We start from the raw sequence: 17,657 nt of genomic DNA on the forward strand, positions 1-17,657 counted from the left end.
AGCGGGAATAGGGAAACACACGGTAGCCAGGGACCTTGGGCCGGCAGCGGTAACTATTGAGTCACGTCAAGTTGACAGCGGGCGCTGTGGGTGGTGTTTAATCGACGGTCTGGATGTCCATTCGTTGCCCCTTCCAATCATAAAAACGGAGCTTCAAATGTCTGCGCAGTCCCCGACAGTTGCCACGTCTTCAACCTTGATCGGCTTCACTGAGCTTTTGGAGTTGCTCCAACAGATTTTCGTCAGGCACGGGACCTCGCCAGAAGTGGCGGCCATCCTCGCGCATAACTGCGCCAGTGCTGAACGTGATGGCGCTCATAGCCACGGTATTTTTCGTATCCCCGGTTACCTGTCGACTCTGGCCAGCGGCTGGGTCAACGGCACCGCCGTGCCAATCGTCACCGACGTTGCGTCAGGCTTCGTACGGGTCGACGCCGCCAATGGGTTTGCCCAACCGGCTCTGGAGGCGGCACGTGCGTTGCTGGTGAGCAAGGCCCGCAGCGCTGGTATTGCGTTACTGGCCATCCACAACTCCCATCACTTTGCCGCCTTGTGGCCGGATGTCGAACCCTTTGCCGAACAAGGGCTGGTGGCGCTCAGCGTGGTCAACAGCATGACGTGCGTGGTGCCCCATGGTGCTGATCGCCCGTTGTTCGGCACCAATCCGATCGCGTTCGCCGCACCGCGGGCCGATGGCGCGCCGATTGTGTTCGACCTGGCTACCAGCGCCATCGCCCACGGCGACGTGCAGATTGCCGCGCGCAAAGGCGAACGGCTACCGCCGGGCATGGGCGTCGATAGCCTGGGCCAGCCGACCCAGGACCCGAAAGCCATTCTGGAAGGTGGCGCGCTGTTGCCGTTCGGTGGGCATAAGGGTTCGGCCTTGTCGATGATGGTCGAGTTGCTGGCGGCGGCGCTGACTGGCGGCAATTTTTCGTTCGAATTCAATTGGGCCGAGCATCCGGGAGCGCGTACGCCCTGGACCGGCCAGCTGCTGATAGTGATTGATCCGAGCAAGACCGCCGGGCAAAGCTTCGCCGAGCGCAGCCAGGAACTGGTGCGGCAGATGCATGCGGCAGGGTTGCGGCGTTTGCCGGGGGATCGGCGCCATCGCACACGGGCGAAGTCGCAGGAAGCAGGCATAGAGCTTGAGGCGCAGGATCTTCGACAGCTGCGAGAATTGGCGGCGGGATGAAACAGGCTGCGCCATGGGCGCAGCCCGTGCTGATCAGTGACGACGACCCAGCAGCAGACCCACCACCAGGCCAAAGCCTGCGGAAATGGCCACGGTCTGCCATGGGTGACCGCCGATATAGGTCTCGGTGGCATCCACCACAGGCTTGCTGCGCTCACGGACACTGGACACCGAATCCAGGGCTTGCTTGAGTTTGATGGCGACCTGCTCGCGCAGGGTTTCACCTTCCTCGCCCACCAGGGATGCGCTGCTTTTGAGCAGTTTGTCCGATTCTTCGATCAGCGCGGTCAATTCGCTGAAGGCTTGATCCTTGATTTGTTCTTCGACGGCTTGGGCGGCGGTTTTGCGGGCCATGTGTGACTCCTTGCAAGTGAATGTGACAGTGAACAATGGAGTATCGGGCAGCGGCAAAAGTTGCAGTTATTTTGCGAGCCGTGCATTTGGGGCACAATGGGAATCAGGACCTTTGGGCCTACAGTGTAAGATGTCACCCATTTGTGCAGCAGGTAATTCAACATGAGCTTCAATCTCGCCAACAAGACCCTCGCCGAACGCGCCGAGCTGGAAGACGAAAAGTCGCGCCTCTACGACCTGTGGCAAACCAACCTGGGCAAAGCCAAGGGCGAAGCCGCCCGTTTGTTCGGCGAGCGCGCCAAGCGCAAGGGCAAATGGGCCGAGTGGGTGCGTGCCGAACTTGACGGCATGTCGCCGCCGGAGTTTTCCAACATGGTGCGCAGCGAAGTCAACAAGCTGATGGCTGCGGCGAAGTAAAGCACGCCACAATCGCCTCGCGAACCTTGAGCAACAGCGGGTCCAGCTGGGCCTGGGTTCGCCAGCCCAGCTCCACCGGGTAATGCGGCAGTGCCAGCGGGCAGGGCAGCACACGCAAGCCGGTCATCTGCGCAATCGCCTCGGCCGCGTGGCCGGGGATCGTCGCCACCGCCGTGCTGCCTTTGAGCAGGTACGGCAGCGCCGCGAAGTGGCTGGTAGACGCGCACACCTGGCGGCTCAAGCCCTGCGCCGCCAAGCCTTCATCGGTAATACCGATAAACCCGCCTGACGACACCAGCACATGCTCGCGTGCGATGAACTCTGCGAGTTCCAGCCCTTGTTGGCCGGGCACCAGACTGCCTGGGTCCACCAGGCAACAGTAGTCACCTTCGCCCAGCACTTGCCGACTCAACCTGCGCTCGGCAAACCCGCCTGCGGTGATGGCCAGGTCCAGGTTGCGGTCGAGCAGGGCGCCTGCAACGATCTGGCTGTGGGTTTGGCGAAAGATCACCCGCAGTTTCGGCAGGCGCTCTGCGATGGCGTCCATCAGTGGCCTGCCGTAGGCGATTTCGAAATCGTCTGACAGACCTAAAACCACCGAACGCCCCTGATAGTGCGGGTTATCCGGGTTGGTCATCGCCAGGCTTTGACGGCAGCGGTCCAACGCCTCGCTGATCACCGGTTTCAACTGATTGGCCCGCAGGGTGGGCGCCAGCCCGCGGCCGGTGCGTACGAACAGCGGGTCGCCATACAGTTCGCGCAAACGCCGCAAGCCGGCGCTGATCGCCGATTGCGTAACGCCCAGGCGCAATGCCGCACGGCTGGCGCTGGACTCGTCGTGCAGGGCTTCGAAGGTTTTCAGCAGGTTCAGGTCAACCTGGGCGATATTCATCTGGGTCATATCATTTAGTACTGAAGTGATCTTTATTCATGATCGAGGCTGGCCGGAGAATGGGCAACCCTTATTAGCGGAGTGAGCGTAATGCCCGTATCGATCGTTGCAGCCCTGCAAATCGGCTCCTTGCCTGGCGGCAAAGCTGAAACCCTGGCGCAGATCCTGGCCTATGAAGATGAAATCCAGCGCAGTGGCGCGCAGTTGGTGGTGATGCCTGAGGCGTTGCTGGGCGGCTATCCCAAGGGCGAAAGCTTCGGCACGCAATTGGGCTATCGCCTGCCGGAGGGGCGTGAAGCCTTTGCGCGGTATTTTGCCAATGCCATCGACGTGCCGGGCGTCGAGACTGAGGCGCTGGCCGGTTTGTCGGCGCGCACCGGTGCCAGCCTGGTGCTCGGCGTGATCGAGCGCAGTGGCAGCACGCTGTATTGCACGGTGCTGTATTTCGAACCGTCGAGCGGTTTGGTCGCCAGGCACCGCAAACTCATGCCGACCGGCACTGAACGGCTGATCTGGGGCAAGGGCGACGGCTCAACCTTGCCGGTGATCGACGCGGCTGTCGGGCGTATTGGCGGTGCGGTGTGCTGGGAAAACATGATGCCGCTGTTGCGCACGGCCATGTATGCCAAGGGCGTGCAAGTGTGGTGTGCGCCCACCGTGGACGAGCGTGAGATGTGGCAGGTAAGCATGCGGCATATTGCCCATGAAGGCCGCTGTTTCGTCGTGAGCGCTTGCCAGGTTCAGGCATCGCCCGAGGCGTTGGGCGTGGAGATTGCCAATTGGCCAGCAGAGCGCCCGTTGATTGCCGGCGGTAGCGTAATTGTGGGGCCCATGGGCGACATTCTGGCAGGGCCGTTGCTGGGGGAGACGGGGTTGTTGACGGCGCGCATCGATACCGATGATTTGGTGCGGGCACGCTATGACTATGACGTGGTGGGGCATTACGCCAGACCGGATATTTTTGAGTTGGCGGTGGATGAACGCGCCAAGCCCGGCGTGCGCTACATCACTGATTGAACCGGGCCAACCCAGGCTTTTGTAGGAGCGAGCTTGCTCGCGAAAAACCCATAGGCGCCGCGTTGATTCAGGAAACACGCGTTACCGTTGACGTTTTTCGCGAGCAAGCTCGCTCCTACAGACGGCTTGCCAGGATCAGATCACTCGCGCATCACCAGGTGGCGGTGTTGGGCAAATCCAGCGTGCCATGCTCGACAAAGCGCATGGTGCCGAATAACCCGCCCGCCAGTTTGCCGCGCAGCACGTAGGGCAGATTGTTCAGGCTTTGGGTCTGGCTCAGACCGAGAGTCTGGCGCAACACCGAGAACGCCGAAACGCTGACAGGCACCATCAGCACCTTTTCGGAAAAACGCGGGATGCTGCCGGCCTGGTCACTTACCCCGGACGCCAGCGGTCGCCCATTGACGTCCAGGTCCAGCGCCACGCCGTTGTAGTCGATTGCCGTTTCATTGGGGTTCTGCACTCGCAGCTTCACGGCAAAGCGCACTTCCAGGTCCTGGCTTTGCAGCGGCTCGATGCCCACCACGTTGATATTTACCGGGTCGCGATTGGGGAACAGCGCGCAAGCGCTCAAGGTCAGCAACAGCAACGATAGAACCATGAGCTTGCGCATTTAAAAGTGCTCCTACTGTTTCGTGACGTCCGGGTCTTGCATGACCTTGAGGGTAGAGGACTCCGGATCGAATTCATCTTCTTCCAGCTCTATGAACTCTTCGGGCAGGAAAATGTTCAGCAGGATTGCACAGAACGCGCCCACAGTGATCGGCGATTCGAAGATGTTGTGCAGCGCCTTGGGCAAGTCGCGCAGCACTTCCGGCACCGCGGCGACGCCCAGGCCCATCCCCAGGGAGATCGCCACGATCAGCACATTGCGCCGGTGCAGGCCGGCTTCGGCGAGGATCTTGATTCCGGCCACCGCCACGGTACCGAACATGATCAGGGTCGCGCCGCCGAGTACCGGCTTGGGCATCAGCTGAAGCACCGCGCCAATCATCGGGAACAGCCCCAGCAGCACCAGCAGCCCGGCGATAAAGTACGCCACGTAACGGCTGGCCACGCCGGTCAGTTGGATCACGCCGTTGTTCTGGGCGAACGTCACCATCGGCAGGCTGTTGAAGGTGGCGGCCATCGCCGAGTTGAGGCCATCGGCCAGCAGGCCGGACTTGATGCGCTTGATATACAGCGGGCCCTTGACCGGTTGCTGGGAGATCATCGAGTTGGCCGTCAGGTCGCCGGCCGCTTCCAAAGGCGAAATCAGGAAAATCACGGCCACCGGGATAAACGCCACCCAGTCGAACGAGAAGCCGTACTTGAACGGCACCGGCACGCTGATCAATGGCACCTGGGGCAGGGCGGCCATATCCACCCGGCCCAGCAACCACGCCACCACAAAGCCCAGCGTCAGGCCGATCACGATCGAACCCAGGCGCAGGAACGGGTTGTTGAAGCGGTTGAGCACCACGATGGTCAGCAGCACCAGCGCCGCCAGACCCATATTGCTGGCGGCGCCCAGGTCACCCGCGCCATAGCCGCCAGCCATGTCGGTGACCGCCACCTTGATCAGTGACAGGCCCATCAGGGTAATGATGGTGCCAGTCACCACCGGGGTGATCAGCTTGCGCAGTTTGCCGATGAACTGGCTCAGCACCACCTCGATAAAGGCGGCGAAAAAGCAGATGCCAAAAATCGTCGAGAGAATTTCATCCGTGCCGCCGCCCCGGGCCTTGACCATGAACCCGGCGCTCAATATCACGCTGATAAACGAAAAGCTGGTGCCTTGCAGGCACAACAGCCCCGAGCCCACGGGCCCGAACGTGCGGGCCTGCACGAAGGTGCCGAGCCCCGAGACGAACAGCGCCATGCTCACCAGGTACGGCACCTCGCTTTCGAGGCCCAACACGCCGCCGACAATCAGGGTCGGGGTGATGATGCCGACAAAGCTCGCCAGCACATGCTGCAAGGCGGCAAAAATCGCGGCGGTGAAGTGCGGGCGGTCTTCCAGGCCGTAGATCAGGTCGGATTTATAGCGCGGGCGGGGGGCTTGAGCGTCAGACAAAATGATGGCTCGGGTCGGAAAATGGAGGCGCAGGATGCCAGAAAGCGTCGGCTGTCAGAAGGGTAAAAGGATATTTATGAAAAACCTGCACATCCAACCCTGTAGGAGCGAGCTTGCTCGCGAAAAACGTCAACGATGGCACATGTTTTCTGATTAAACGCGGTGCCTGTGAGTTTTTCGCGAGCAAGCTCGCTCCTACAAAAGCTGGCATTAGGGCTTATTGCTTCCAGGCCCCTGGGTTCACCAGGTTTTGCGGTCGCTCGCCCGACAACGCCTGCAACAGATTATCCACTGCACACTTGGCCATCGCCTCGCGCGTTTCATGAGTTGCCGAGCCGATATGCGGAGTCGCCACCACGTTGTTCAAGCGCAGCAACGGCGAGGCGTGATCCAGGGGTTCTTTCTCGAACACATCCAACCCCGCCGCCCGGATGGTGCGCTGCTGCAATGCTTCAACCAGCGCCGCCTCATCCACCACTTTGCCCCGTGAGATATTGATGAAGATCGTCTCCGGCCCCATCAGCGCGAATTCCTCGGCGCCAATAAGCTTTTCGGTTTCTGCGGTGAGCGGCAACGTCAGGCACACAAAATCCGCCTCTTTGAGCAAGTCCTGAAGGCTTCGGTACTGCGCGCCAAAACGCGCTTCCACCGCAGGCTTGGGCGAATGGCTGTGGTAGATCACCGGCATACCAAAACCAAAGTGCCCCCGCTGGGCCAAGGCTTCACCGATGCGGCCCATACCGATAATGCCCAGGGTCTTACCATGCACATCGCTGCCGAAATGCGCCGGGCCGATGTTCTTGCTCCACTGGCCGGCACGCACCATGTCGGCCAGTTCGACCACGCGCCGGGCGGTGGCCAGGATCAGCGCAAAGCCGGTGTCGGCGGTGGTTTCGGTGAGTACATCCGGGGTGTTGCTGAGCAGAATGCCGCGCTGGGTCAGGTAGTCGATGTCGTAGTTGTCCACGCCCACCGAGACGCTGGCCACGGCTTCCAGCTTGGGTGCCAGGTCGAGCAACCGGGCGTCCAGGCGCAGGCTTGCACCCAGCAGGCCGTGGGCGGTGGGCAGTGCGTCGCGCAGTTTGGCCAGGCCGGTTTCATCCAGTGCATCGATCAGCGTGACCTCGGCCTGCTCATGCAGGCGGGCCATCAGCGGCGCGGACAGTTTTTTGTACAACACAACGGACTTTTTCATGAGGTTTTTACCTTCAACTCCAGGGTTGGCGCCGGCGAGCGGTCACTGGCGCCGGGCTTGAGGAAAATCGTCAGCACTACCGACAGCAGCAACGCACCGCTCATCAGCAGGTACGAAGCGCCGGGCGAGCCGGTGCTGCTGTTGAGGTAACCCACCAGGTATGAGCCGCCGAACGAGCCCAGCGCGCCCATGCTGTTGATCAGTGCCATGGCGCCACCGGCGACGTTGGCGGGGAGGATTTCCGGGACGATGGCGAAGAACGGGCCATAGGGTGCGTACATGCACGCCCCGGCGATCACCAGCAGGGTGTAGGACCACCAGAAATGTTCGGCGCCCAACACGTAGGACGCGTAGAAGGCGATGGACGCAATCAGCAACGGCGGCCAAACAAAGCGCTTACGTTTTTGCAGTTTGTCCGAGCCCCACGACACCACCAGCATACCGATCACCGCCGCCAGGTACGGCAGCGCCGACAGCCAGCCGGCTTCGACCATGTCCATCTGCAAGCCGGCCTTGAGGATCGACGGCAGCCACAGCACAAAGCCGTACACGCCAATGCTCCAGCAGAAGAATTGCAGGGCAAGGATGATCACCTTGGGCGAGCGGAACGCCTCGGCGTAGTTCTTCACCGCCTTGATGCCGACTTGCTCGGCGGCGAGGGCGGTTTCCAGGTCTTTTTTGTGCTGTTCGCTCAGCCACTTGGCATCGGCGGGTTTTTCATCCGCCAGCTTCCACCAGATAAACGCCCACAGCACCGCCGGCAGGCCCTCGATGATAAACATCCAGCGCCAGCTGAAATGCTGCACCAGGTAGCCCGAGACCACCGACATCCACAGCATGGTCACCGGGTTGCCGAGGATCAGGAAGGTGTTGGCCCGCGAGCGTTCGGCACGGGTGAACCAATGACACAGGTACACCAGCATGGCTGGCATCACCGCGGCTTCGACCACCCCGAGCATGAAGCGGATGACGATCAACATATAGGCGTTGGACACCACGCCGGTCAGGGTCGCCAGGCCACCCCAGAGGATCAGGCTGACGAAAATCAGTTTTTTAACGCTGCGCTTTTGCGCGTAGATCGCCCCCGGCACCTGAAAGAAAAAGTAGCCGAGGAAAAACAGCGCGCCAAGCAGCGAGGACATGCCCGGCGTGATCATCAGGTCTTCGGCCATCCCGGAGGCGGCGGCGAAGCCGTAGTTGGCGCGGTCCAGGTAGGCCAGGCTGTAGGTGATAAACACGATAGGCATGATGTACCACCAACGGCGGGTGGCGAGTTTCACGGTTTCCATGGGGTTGCTCCTGAGCTTGTTGTAGTTGTGGCAACAGGTAATGGGTTACGCAACGGATCGAGTGGGTAATTCGGCGCGGGTCGGCAAACCCTCCATATCGCCACGGCTCTGCACAGCGCGGCTGCCGATCCAGTTAGCGCGCTGGACCGCCTCGGGGAAGCTTGAGTTTTCCAGCAGGGCGCTGATCATGCCCACGGCAAAACCATCGCCGGCGCCGACGGTGTCCACGACGTTTTCCACCTTGACGGCGGCGACGAAGCCCTGGTCCATGTGGGTGCGGTAATAGGCGCCTTCGGGGCCGAGTTTGATCGCCACGGCTTCGGCACCCTGGTCGAGGTAAAACGCAGCGATATCCGCAGGATCTTCGAAACCGGTGAGCAAGCGGCCTTCACTCAGGCCCGGCAACACCCAGTCAGCCAGAGCGGCCAGGGCATTGATTTCGCGGATCATCAGCGCCTGGCTGGCCCAGAGCGAAGGGCGCAGGTTCGGGTCGAATGACACGCTGCGCCCGGCGTTGCGCATTTGCTTCATCAGTTCAAAGGATAGTTCACGGGTGGCATCGGACAACGCCGGTGGAATCCCGGTGGCGTGCACATGGCGCGCTTGCAACAGCGCCGGGCTGATGTCGGCAATGGACAAATGGCTGGCCGCCGAACCTTTGCGGAAGTACTCGACCTGGGGATCAGCGCCGGCCTCTTCGCGCGACTTGAGCTGAAACCCCGTGGGGTGCAGTGGGTCGACGGCCACATGGCGGCAATCAATGCCTTCCTTGCCCAGGGTGTCGACCACAAAGCGCCCGAGGGAATCGTCACCCACTCGGCTCAGCCATGCCACGTTGAACCCCAGGCGCGACAAACCAATGGCGACATTGCTGTCGGCGCCGGCAATGCGTTTGTGAAACTGCCCGACCTGGGCCAGATCGCCGGTCTGCTCGGCGACAAACATCGCCATGGTTTCACCAAACGACAGAATATCGATCTCAGACATGGGCATTCTCCACGCGGGGTTGGCCAAGGCAGGCGAGGGTGGCGACCTGTTGTGCAGTGACCTCCACCAGGTCCTCGCCCTGCAACGGAAACTCCACCGCCCGCGTAATACCTTGAGTCATATGCTTGAGCAGTTGTTCCCACAGATGCAGGTCGGTAGCGCCAGGCGGCAAGGCCACCAGCTTGCCGTCGTCGCGACGGGCCACGGCCTTGCAATGCAGGTAATCCACATGCCGGCCCAGCAGGCGTGCGGCGGTCAGCGCAGACTGGTCTTGCCACTGCCAGTTGCCGATATCGAAGGTCATCTTCACCGGCAAGCCCAGGCGTTCGACTTCGGTGAAAAACCGTTGCATCGGCTCGATTCGGCCGCCGTGCAGGGTCTGGTCGTTTTCCACCAACAGCTTGACCGAATGGCGGTTGAGCAGGGCATGCAGGCTTTCCAGGTCGTTGGTGTCGGTGAAATATCCGAGGGAGACTTTCAGCCAACGTGAACCGAAGGCGTGAGCGCGGTCCAGGGTGGCCGCGAGTTCCGGATTGGGTTGGGCCCGACCGGCGACCCAGAGTTCCAAAGGCGAGGAAAAGACTGATTCCAGGCCCTGTTCTGCGGCGGCCTGGGCCAGTTCGGCGGGCTGTTCGAGGGTCAGCAACTCTTCACGCCATTCGATGCGCTGGGCACCGGCGGCGCTGAGTAACGCGACAAAGCTCAATTGGCCCTGCTGGCGGACAAGGTCTGCGCCGTAGCTGGAAAGGCTGATGGAGACGGGGTATTTATGCATTGTTGTTTACCTCTGAAACCGGTTTCATTTTTTCTGAAAAAAACACACAACCCTTGTAGGAGCGAGCTTGCTCGCGAAAAGCTCGAGGGCGCCGCGCTAATCCTGACGCTGCGCGTTATCGTTAACGACTTTCGCGAGCAAGCTCGCTCCTACAAAGGGACAGGGCGGTGGAGCCACGGATAATCAGCTCGGGTAAAAAATCCAGGGTGCGCGTGGGAGCGGTATCACCGCGCAGACGTTTGAGCAAACAGTCAAATGCGCTGGCGCCAATTGCTTGCGTCGGCTGGGCGAGGGCGGTGATGCCGTTGCCCACCAGCGGGTACCAGTCCAGGTCATCCAGAGCGATCAGGCCGACATCGTCGAACAGCGTGCAGCCCAACGCCTTGAGCGTATGTGTGCAGGCCAGCGCAGCAACACCGTTGGCGCAAAACAGCGCCTTGGGACCGGGCCTGGCTAAAAAGCTTTGCAGACGGCCTTGCAGTTCGCCATCCAGTTCAACCACCGCGCCGGTCAAGCCTGGGCGCCGGGCAATCTCGGCCTTGAAACTCTCCAGGCGCTCAAGGCGTGAGCTGGTGCCATCGGTGGCTTCGCTCACCAGCAGCACGTCGCGATAACCCTGTTGCTCAAGATGCTCTACCGCCATACGCACCGCCGCCGGGTTGTCCAGACCCACCATGTCGCTGTGCAACGGCTCGACCTTGCGGTCCACCAGCACCAGGGGCATTTCCCGTTGCAGTTCCAGCAGTTGGTCGAGGTGATGGCCCAGGGTATTCACGATCAGCCCTTCGATGTTGTACGAGCGCAGCGCTGCCAGATGCTGGCGCTCCTGTTCGTCATCGCGGTCGGTGTTGCACACCACCAGGCTGTAGCCGTGCTGACGGCAGGCGGTTTCGACACCGTGCATCACGGCAATGGAATAGGGGTTACGGATATCGGCCACCAGCATACCGATCAGGCGCGTGCGCCCACGTTTGAGGCCGCGGGCCATCTGGTTGGGGCGATAACCGAGTTCGTCGATAGCCTGTTCGATGCGCAGGGCAATGGCATCTGAGAGCAGGGCGCGGTCATCGCCGATGAAGCGCGAGACGCTGGCCTTGGACACGCCAGCGCGCTCGGCAACGTCGAGCATGGTCACGCGGCTACGCTGGGCGGCGGAAAATGGAGTCACGGTAAAGCCTTTCTTATTGGAATGGGTAACGGGTTGAAACCGGTTTCAGAAAACACCAGCGAGCTACTTACGTCAAGTTTTATTGAGGGGTATGTCCATGCGCCACATCCGCAAAACTGATGAGTGGTCAGCCTACCTGTTAATTCTGACAGTATCCAAACCCATATATGGCGTGTTCAATTGGCCCCAAGTGAACGGCGCTGCACAAGCCATAAACAGTTAAACGGTCATTCCAGGGGTGGCAGCATGAGTGGGCAAAAAAAGCACAGTCCAGTGAGTACCGCAGTTTCTGGTTCAGGCGACACTCTTGCTCTGGATGGGCCTACCGTTGTGCGTGCCCTCGCCGATGGACTGGTGCCTGCGCAGTACTATTTCAACGATCTGGAGGTGGAGCTTCCCATGCCATGGTCGTTTCTGCCGGGTGCCGGCGATACCCACTTCGTCGTATTTGTATGGGATGACCATAGCGCTACCCCCGTTGATGTGTTTCCGCCGTTGAGATTGGATGGTCCACTTACTGCAGATGACTTTCCCTATCCTGCGTCGATTCCTCAAGCATTTCTGCTGAACAGCGCGAGAGTAGATCTGTCATTTCGCATACATGTCGATTCGCCGTCTAACCCAAGCTTTGATACTTCGCAGCTCACGGCGCTTCGAATCGACCGCGACGCCCCAGGTGTCGGTGAAACACTCGCGCCCGCAATTTTCCCTGTCGATCCGATTACCCTTGATTATCTGGACCTCAACCCGTTGGTTCCGATGGAAATACCGGGTGGTTATCGGGGGCGAGATGAGGGTGACGAAATACTGTTGTACTTCTCGGCAATGGACGCTCTGCCTACGGGGGCGCCCAGCTTCATTTCACCACCGCAGGTCAGTGCTACGGGTCAAATATTCGTCGACGTCCCCGATACGATTTTTCGAAGTTTCCCGGGCGCCTTGTTTATCTTTTGCTTTTACCGTCTGAGAGATCGGGCCGGTAACCTCAATCCGCAATTTTCAGAGGTGGCGCGAGCCGGTCTGAGTGTTGCCATCCCCACCCCGACTTACCTCAGGCCGCTGTTTCCACAGACCGAATCGGACCCAATAAACAATCCGAACAAATGGATGACGTGTGCCTGTATACCGCCGATCTGGGTGGGCGTTGAAATCCGCATCAATCAGGGCTCGCCACCGTTCCCAGCTATTCAAGATGGAGATCTCATCACGATGCGGTTTCAGGGGTATCGCCAGGCTCCTGATGTAGACCCGATGCCCAATATTGTTGAAACCCAGACCCATGTCTGGGACGGCGTCGCTGATGCCAGCGGCCACTCGTTCTGGATCAGAGATGTCGAGCGTTTGATTCGGCCACTCAGAGTCACTGCGGGGGGGGAAGCTAGCTACATGGTGTCCAGAGGCGGCGCCATCATTGGGCGGTCTTTTTCCAGGTTCGCGCGATTTGATCGCGTCGTTCCATCCGCGCCGCCACCCCGTTATTGCTGGATTGACGGCAATGTCCCGGAACCCTGACGGGCGGTTTCGTCAGGGGGCGTGAGCGCTGCCATTAACAAGGTTGGCCGCTGCGAACGGGTTTGAATGCAAGTGCTGAGTGTTTTGGTTGTGCCGCAACTCAGGCGGCGGGAAAAGCTGTTGCCGGAAATCGGGTCGTGGTCATTCGCCCGGTAGCCGAAGTGAACCTGGCGGACAAATATGTGTGTAAGGAACCTATATCAAGCGATAGTGGAGATCTTCAAATGAGCAGCAACCCGAAAATCCCCTCGGCACCTACGGCTAACCCGGCAGCCGTCACGATTGCGGAGGCACTCGACGATGCAACCGGTACGATCCCGGCCAATCTTGCGACCGTCGGCATCACGGCTGAATGTACGACAGGTGACTTGTCTGATTTCGATGACTGGTTCGAAATTGAGCTACAAGACCTTCAGGCACTTCCACCTGTTTGGACTCGTATAGCGGGGCCGATTCAATTGAGCGCGACCCCTATTCCAATACCTGTCAAATTTAATATTCCGATTTCTGCACCGATTGGCGGGTTTCGCCACGGTTTTTTTCAACTCAGAAGCATTCAGTACCGAGACTTTGGCGGCTTTCCAGGCGGGACTGGGGATACTTCCGATCCTGGCCGATTTACGGTCGATACCATTCCCCCCTACGCTGATGTCGGGTTTCGTGATCAACCTACTGCCCTCGTATTCCCCATCAACCTTCCTGACGGTGCGGTTATTGACGATGCCTATCTGACGATGAACGGCGGGATACAGTTCGGTATTCCCGACAACACCTTCGTTCAGCCGCCGGGTCAGTGGCAGGCGGGTGACTTCATTACCGTCTACTGGAGCACGGTGATGTTTCCCCGCGACCAGGACATCGTGAGCCCGCCCGGCGGGATCCCGATGCTGCAGACCGGTAATACTTTTTTCCTGCCTCGTGCTCTAATTGATCTGAGTGGGAGGTATCGGGCCTTTTACACTATTACCGACAGGGCGGGTAACGTCAGTCGCCCCTCATTCATCGAAGAACGTGAAGTAAGGCTGATCGATGACCCCGAACAACGTGCGCCATTTTTGCCACTGGCTCCCGCACCGGAAGGCGGCAGCACAGATGACTTGATCGACATCGCTGATTATCTGCTGGATCCTGAAATATGGGTCAGAGTCTATAACAATCATGCTCCATTGCTCGATCGACTCGAAGTGCAAATAGGTACGCAGCCCTGGAGCGGCCTGGGCCCGGTTTTCAATACGTTTCCGCAAGTATTCGATGGTATGCAGGCACAGTTCAAGGCTGCCTACACACAGCTTACGGTCGGGCCGCAATTGGTGCCTGTCCGGTACCGGATTTCGCGAAACGGCACGTTGTTTCCTTCCTTGGACACCACCATCCGGCTCGATTTGTCAGTCGGTGGTCCAACCAACCCAGGAGAACCTGGCACACCTAATATCAACCTTAATGAAGCCCACGTATTTGGGGCCGGCTCGACAACGCCGGATGTTTTATTGCCAGAGCATGCCGACCAAAGTGTGCGCGTGGATATTGTGTTATGGACAGTCGCAGTGGCCCCTCATTCGGGGCTGTCGATCATCTTCCTGTGGGAGGGTGAGCGAGTTGGGCCATTCCCTATCACTACGGAGCAAGGTGGTGATACTTTTTCTTTCGAGATCGACTGGGACGTGGTTGCCCGTCATGGTAATGACCTCAAGACCATCAGCTATCTGGTTATCGACCCGGACACCACCAATGAGAATCCTTCCCCGCCCACTGAGGTTGATGTACAGGATGCAGTGACGACAATGTTAGCGTCAGCAGAGTATGTAGGCCGCAACTCTGGGAATCGTTGGAACTGCGCCTCGCTGAAAACCCGATCGCCAGGACCACCCCCTGTTCTGTATGGTGAAGTCTACGTACCGGGAGATACCAGGATGGCGTTAGGTGTGCCGCTGACGTTGGAATTGAGCCTTACCAATACACTCGCAGGTCGGCCACCAGGACCGTTTCCATTAACGCTTACACACCCGACCATAACCCAGAACGACAAAGACAACGGAATCACATTCGAAATCGACTACAAGGGCTATCTGGATCAGGCGCCAACGGGCAACTGCGTCGCGACTTACTCTACGGTTTTGAGTAATGGCGTAACCGGGCGTGGGATACCGTCGGATACGCGCGTTGGCATGTCGAATGCCCACACCTACTGCGATGGCACGGTACCGCCAACCCCCTGACACTGAGCCGTAGTGGAAGTGAAGTGACTCAATCAAAGCGTTAGCCCTCGTGCTTGACCTTGGGTCGCAAGAAACAATCCGATGCCTGTATTGGCATCGGATTTTTTTTGCTTGCGGTAAAGAAAGCCAGCAGCGCCTAATTGCGCCTTTTAGTTTTCCGCGTCTCAGCGATGTCGATTCAGCGTGTTATCTAAGATAAATCCTACAGTGTTTGGGGTGTCTGATCCTTACTCTTTGCGTCGCACAGGTAAGGCTCCATTCCGAGGGAACGAGCCAAGCCGTTATCCAAGACTCTACCCCAGAGAGTGATCAGCCATGCACGTATTGCCCAACTTTAAGCTCAAGCCTTTGAGCGCTATGATGAAAGTACCAACGATAACTTTATGTATGTTGGCGGCTGTTTCAGGAGCAGCCCAAGCCGGCCATTTAATCGGTGAGAGCAAAACAATTGATTCGAGTGAGTCAGCCAATGATTGGCAGTTGGATTGGAAAGCCGAACTGACACTTAATGGCGCCAGAGCGCAACGTATCATCGTCAATGATTCGGCTTTGATTATAAATCCAGGCAGCCGCGTAGAGGATATTCGCGCTACCCAGGGTTCAACCGTCAGCCTCACAGGCGCCCATGTGGAATCCAGGAACCCAACGTGGGCAGCCCTGCGCCTGGATGACAGCACTGCGACAATTATCGACAGCAACCTGATCAGTCATACCAACTTCGGACTGCAAGTATTTCAAAGTGCAGGCTCCCTTCAAGGAGGGGTTGCCAAGGTATTGAGTAGCAACATCTTCGGCGTTGTCGGGGGGGCCACGGCCCAAGGCAACAGCGAACTGCATTTCAACCAAAACACCTGGGTGGAAGGTACCGGCGCGGACAGTTTTGGTGTTCGATTGGATGGCGGTGCATTGGTTGCCGCGAGTCAAAGCACACTGATCGGCGGCAAGAATGGTGTCGTGGTGACCAACCAGTTGAAAAACGCTGAGGTTGGCAAGCTGGTACTGGACAACTCCCATGTAGAAGGCCGCACAGGCTCCGCTATTCTCGTCGAGGGGCGACCAGGCAGGGTTCCGACCGTTGAGATCGACGTGCGCAACGGTTCGACTCTGACAGGCGGTAACGGCATATTGCTGGAAGTGAACGGCGGTGCCGTGGCATCTATGAATGTCGATAACAGCGATTTGCGTGGCGACGTTATCGTCGAGCAAGGCAGCACCGCGCATCTAAGCTTGCAAAATCGTGCCGGGCTGACGGGCCAGATGCAGAATGTCACCAGCCTTGCCATAGGCGATCAGTCTTATTGGGAGTTGACCGGCGACAGCCAGGTCGGCGCCTTGAGCCTGGCCGGCGGTACGGTGAAATTCGGTGAGACTCATGCGTTCTACCAGTTGGACGTTGACAGCCTTGACGGCAACGGCACTTTCGTCATGGGCACCGATTTCGCTCGTGGCGTTACGGACTTCTTGAACGTCGAGGGCGAGGCCAAGGGCGATCACAAACTGTTGCTCGCGGCCAGCGGTGCGGAACCGACCAACCCGGAGGATATCCGCGTTGTACACACCGGTGGCGGTGACGCGCAGTTCTCCCTGGTGGGCGATGTGGTTGACGTCGGCGCTTACTCCTATGGCCTGAAAAAGGAAGGGACCGACTGGTTTCTCGACCCGAACAACCGCGTGATCAGCCCAGGCACCCGCTCGGTATTGGCGCTGTTCAACACCGCACCGACCGTGTGGTACGGCGAGGCGACTTCCCTGCGTTCGCGTATGGGGGAGCTGCGTTTCGATCCTGCCCAGGCGGGTGTGTGGATCCGTGGTTATGGCAACAAGTACGAAGTGTCTGATAGCACCGGGATTGGCTACAGCCAGAACCAGCAGGGCTTCACTTTGGGTACCGACACGCCGTTGGCCGACAGTCAGTGGCTGGTGGGTGTGATGGCCGGCCACAGCACCTCTGACCTGAACCTCAAGCGCGGCACCTCCGGTAATGTGAAGAGTTACTACCTGGGTGCTTATGCGACTTGGCTGGATGAGGAAAGCGGCCTGTATTTCGATGCGGTGGCCAAGGTCAACCGGTTCCAGAATGAGTCCAAGGTGGGTCTGAGTGACGGTACGTCGTCCAAGGGCAAGTACACCAATACCGGGGGCGGCTTGTCGGCCGAATTCGGCCGCAACATCAAGTTGGATGACGGGTTCTTTATCGAGCCTTACGCGCAAATGTCCACCGTGGTGATCCAGGGCGCCAATTACAACCTGGATAACGGCCTGGAAGCCAAGGGCGAACGTACGCGCTCAATCATGGCCAAGGCTGGCGCAACCGTTGGGCGTGACATCCAGCTCGATACGGGGAGTGTTGTACAACCTTATCTGCGAGCGGCGATGGTGCATGAGTTTGCCAATAACAATAAAGTCTCGGTGAATAACAATGTATTCAACAACGACTTGTCCGGCTCTCGCGCTGAGTTTGGCGCCGGTATGGCGGTAAAACTCTCGCAGAACCTGCAACTGCATGCCGACCTCGAGCACAGCAGCGGTGGTCGAGTTGAGCAACCTTGGGGGGCGAATGTGGGGGTTCGCTACACTTGGTAAC

15 protein-coding genes are annotated in these 17,657 nt (G+C 59.1%); 6 read left to right on the forward strand and 9 right to left on the reverse strand.

What is annotated here, in order from left to right; translation table 11 throughout:
* Positions 1 to 157: 157 nt before the first annotated feature.
* Complete coding sequence (locus JFT63_RS03900; RefSeq protein ID WP_198843511.1) at positions 158 to 1,195, forward strand: Ldh family oxidoreductase; 1,038 nt, start codon at positions 158 to 160, stop codon at positions 1,193 to 1,195.
* Positions 1,196 to 1,228: 33 nt separating this feature from the next.
* On the opposite strand, the gene JFT63_RS03895 is transcribed toward JFT63_RS03900, so the two are convergent.
* Positions 1,229 to 1,549, reverse strand: coding sequence for a DUF883 family protein (locus JFT63_RS03895; RefSeq protein WP_005788644.1), 321 nt, complete (start codon positions 1,547 to 1,549; stop codon positions 1,229 to 1,231).
* A 162-nt stretch (positions 1,550 to 1,711) separates the two neighbouring features.
* Here JFT63_RS03895 and JFT63_RS03890 point away from each other — a divergent pair, with 162 nt between their 5' ends.
* On the forward strand, positions 1,712 to 1,966 hold the full coding sequence (locus JFT63_RS03890; protein ID WP_003190904.1) for a hypothetical protein: 255 nt from the start codon (positions 1,712 to 1,714) through the stop codon (positions 1,964 to 1,966).
* Here JFT63_RS03890 and JFT63_RS03885 read toward each other — a convergent pair.
* Positions 1,938 to 2,858 carry a LysR family transcriptional regulator gene (locus JFT63_RS03885; RefSeq protein ID WP_198843579.1) on the reverse strand — a complete coding sequence of 307 codons (921 nt, stop codon included), beginning with the start codon at positions 2,856 to 2,858 and terminating at the stop codon, positions 1,938 to 1,940. The two genes, JFT63_RS03890 and JFT63_RS03885, sit on opposite strands and share 29 nt — an antisense overlap.
* Before the next feature lie 90 nt (positions 2,859 to 2,948).
* On the opposite strand from JFT63_RS03885, the gene JFT63_RS03880 reads away from it, so the two are divergent.
* A complete protein-coding gene (locus JFT63_RS03880) occupies positions 2,949 to 3,875 on the forward strand; it encodes a carbon-nitrogen hydrolase family protein (RefSeq protein WP_057702888.1) in 927 nt (308 codons plus the stop codon).
* A gap of 151 nt (positions 3,876 to 4,026) precedes the next feature.
* On the opposite strand, the gene JFT63_RS03875 is transcribed toward JFT63_RS03880, so the two are convergent.
* From JFT63_RS03875 to JFT63_RS03845, 7 genes are all read right to left on the reverse strand, one after another.
* Positions 4,027 to 4,488, reverse strand: a complete 462-nt coding sequence (locus tag JFT63_RS03875; RefSeq protein WP_186561477.1) for an LEA type 2 family protein — start codon at positions 4,486 to 4,488, stop codon at positions 4,027 to 4,029.
* Between the two features lie 12 nt (positions 4,489 to 4,500).
* Positions 4,501 to 5,931 (reverse strand): nucleobase:cation symporter-2 family protein, encoded by a 1,431-nt coding sequence (locus JFT63_RS03870; RefSeq protein ID WP_078821492.1) that lies wholly within the window; start codon positions 5,929 to 5,931, stop codon positions 4,501 to 4,503.
* Between the two features lie 217 nt (positions 5,932 to 6,148).
* Entirely contained in the window at positions 6,149 to 7,126 is a 978-nt protein-coding gene (locus tag JFT63_RS03865; protein WP_198843510.1) for an NAD(P)-dependent oxidoreductase, read from the reverse strand.
* Complete coding sequence (locus tag JFT63_RS03860) at positions 7,123 to 8,415, reverse strand: MFS transporter (protein WP_057022484.1); 1,293 nt, start codon at positions 8,413 to 8,415, stop codon at positions 7,123 to 7,125. Before JFT63_RS03860 ends, JFT63_RS03865 begins: the two co-directional genes overlap by 4 nt.
* 45 nt (positions 8,416 to 8,460) lie before the next feature.
* Positions 8,461 to 9,402: a sugar kinase gene (locus JFT63_RS03855; protein ID WP_057702892.1), complete on the reverse strand. Its 942-nt coding sequence runs from the start codon at positions 9,400 to 9,402 to the stop codon at positions 8,461 to 8,463.
* Positions 9,395 to 10,177, reverse strand: coding sequence for a sugar phosphate isomerase/epimerase family protein (locus JFT63_RS03850; RefSeq protein WP_198843509.1), 783 nt, complete (start codon positions 10,175 to 10,177; stop codon positions 9,395 to 9,397). Before JFT63_RS03850 ends, JFT63_RS03855 begins: the two co-directional genes overlap by 8 nt.
* A gap of 121 nt (positions 10,178 to 10,298) precedes the next feature.
* Entirely contained in the window at positions 10,299 to 11,345 is a 1,047-nt protein-coding gene (locus JFT63_RS03845; RefSeq protein ID WP_332875213.1) for a LacI family DNA-binding transcriptional regulator, read from the reverse strand.
* A gap of 246 nt (positions 11,346 to 11,591) precedes the next feature.
* Between JFT63_RS03845 and JFT63_RS03840 the strand changes: the two genes are divergently transcribed.
* The 3 genes from JFT63_RS03840 to JFT63_RS03830 all read left to right on the forward strand — a co-directional run bounded on the left by JFT63_RS03840 (position 11,592) and on the right by JFT63_RS03830 (position 17,656).
* Positions 11,592 to 12,857, forward strand: coding sequence for a hypothetical protein (locus JFT63_RS03840; RefSeq protein ID WP_057702894.1), 1,266 nt, complete (start codon positions 11,592 to 11,594; stop codon positions 12,855 to 12,857).
* A gap of 137 nt (positions 12,858 to 12,994) precedes the next feature.
* Positions 12,995 to 15,073 carry a hypothetical protein gene (locus tag JFT63_RS03835; RefSeq protein WP_244885959.1) on the forward strand — a complete coding sequence of 693 codons (2,079 nt, stop codon included), beginning with the start codon at positions 12,995 to 12,997 and terminating at the stop codon, positions 15,071 to 15,073.
* Between the two features lie 315 nt (positions 15,074 to 15,388).
* Positions 15,389 to 17,656: an autotransporter outer membrane beta-barrel domain-containing protein gene (locus JFT63_RS03830; RefSeq protein ID WP_057702896.1), complete on the forward strand. Its 2,268-nt coding sequence runs from the start codon at positions 15,389 to 15,391 to the stop codon at positions 17,654 to 17,656.
* Position 17,657 lies beyond the last annotated feature (1 nt).

Origin of the sequence: Pseudomonas sp. MF7453 (assembly GCF_016405455.1) — a bacterium.
Taxonomy (GTDB): Bacteria; Pseudomonadota; Gammaproteobacteria; order Pseudomonadales; family Pseudomonadaceae; genus Aquipseudomonas; species Aquipseudomonas paralactis.

What these genes read in the sequence shown, in the direction of transcription:
- JFT63_RS03875 (WP_186561477.1), bottom strand. Translation starts at nt 4,488, where the DNA reads ATGCGCAAGCTCATGGTTCTATCGTTGCTGTTGCTGACCTTGAGCGCT.
- JFT63_RS03890 (WP_003190904.1), top strand. Translation starts at nt 1,712, where the DNA reads ATGAGCTTCAATCTCGCCAACAAGACCCTCGCCGAACGCGCCGAGCTG.
- JFT63_RS03865 (WP_198843510.1), bottom strand. Translation starts at nt 7,126, where the DNA reads ATGAAAAAGTCCGTTGTGTTGTACAAAAAACTGTCCGCGCCGCTGATG.
- JFT63_RS03850 (WP_198843509.1), bottom strand. Translation starts at nt 10,177, where the DNA reads ATGCATAAATACCCCGTCTCCATCAGCCTTTCCAGCTACGGCGCAGAC.
- JFT63_RS03860 (WP_057022484.1), bottom strand. Translation starts at nt 8,415, where the DNA reads ATGGAAACCGTGAAACTCGCCACCCGCCGTTGGTGGTACATCATGCCT.
- JFT63_RS03830 (WP_057702896.1), top strand. Translation starts at nt 15,389, where the DNA reads ATGCACGTATTGCCCAACTTTAAGCTCAAGCCTTTGAGCGCTATGATG.
- JFT63_RS03855 (WP_057702892.1), bottom strand. Translation starts at nt 9,402, where the DNA reads ATGTCTGAGATCGATATTCTGTCGTTTGGTGAAACCATGGCGATGTTT.
- JFT63_RS03880 (WP_057702888.1), top strand. Translation starts at nt 2,949, where the DNA reads ATGCCCGTATCGATCGTTGCAGCCCTGCAAATCGGCTCCTTGCCTGGC.
- JFT63_RS03840 (WP_057702894.1), top strand. Translation starts at nt 11,592, where the DNA reads ATGAGTGGGCAAAAAAAGCACAGTCCAGTGAGTACCGCAGTTTCTGGT.
- JFT63_RS03885 (WP_198843579.1), bottom strand. Translation starts at nt 2,858, where the DNA reads ATGAATATCGCCCAGGTTGACCTGAACCTGCTGAAAACCTTCGAAGCC.
- JFT63_RS03895 (WP_005788644.1), bottom strand. Translation starts at nt 1,549, where the DNA reads ATGGCCCGCAAAACCGCCGCCCAAGCCGTCGAAGAACAAATCAAGGAT.
- JFT63_RS03900 (WP_198843511.1), top strand. Translation starts at nt 158, where the DNA reads ATGTCTGCGCAGTCCCCGACAGTTGCCACGTCTTCAACCTTGATCGGC.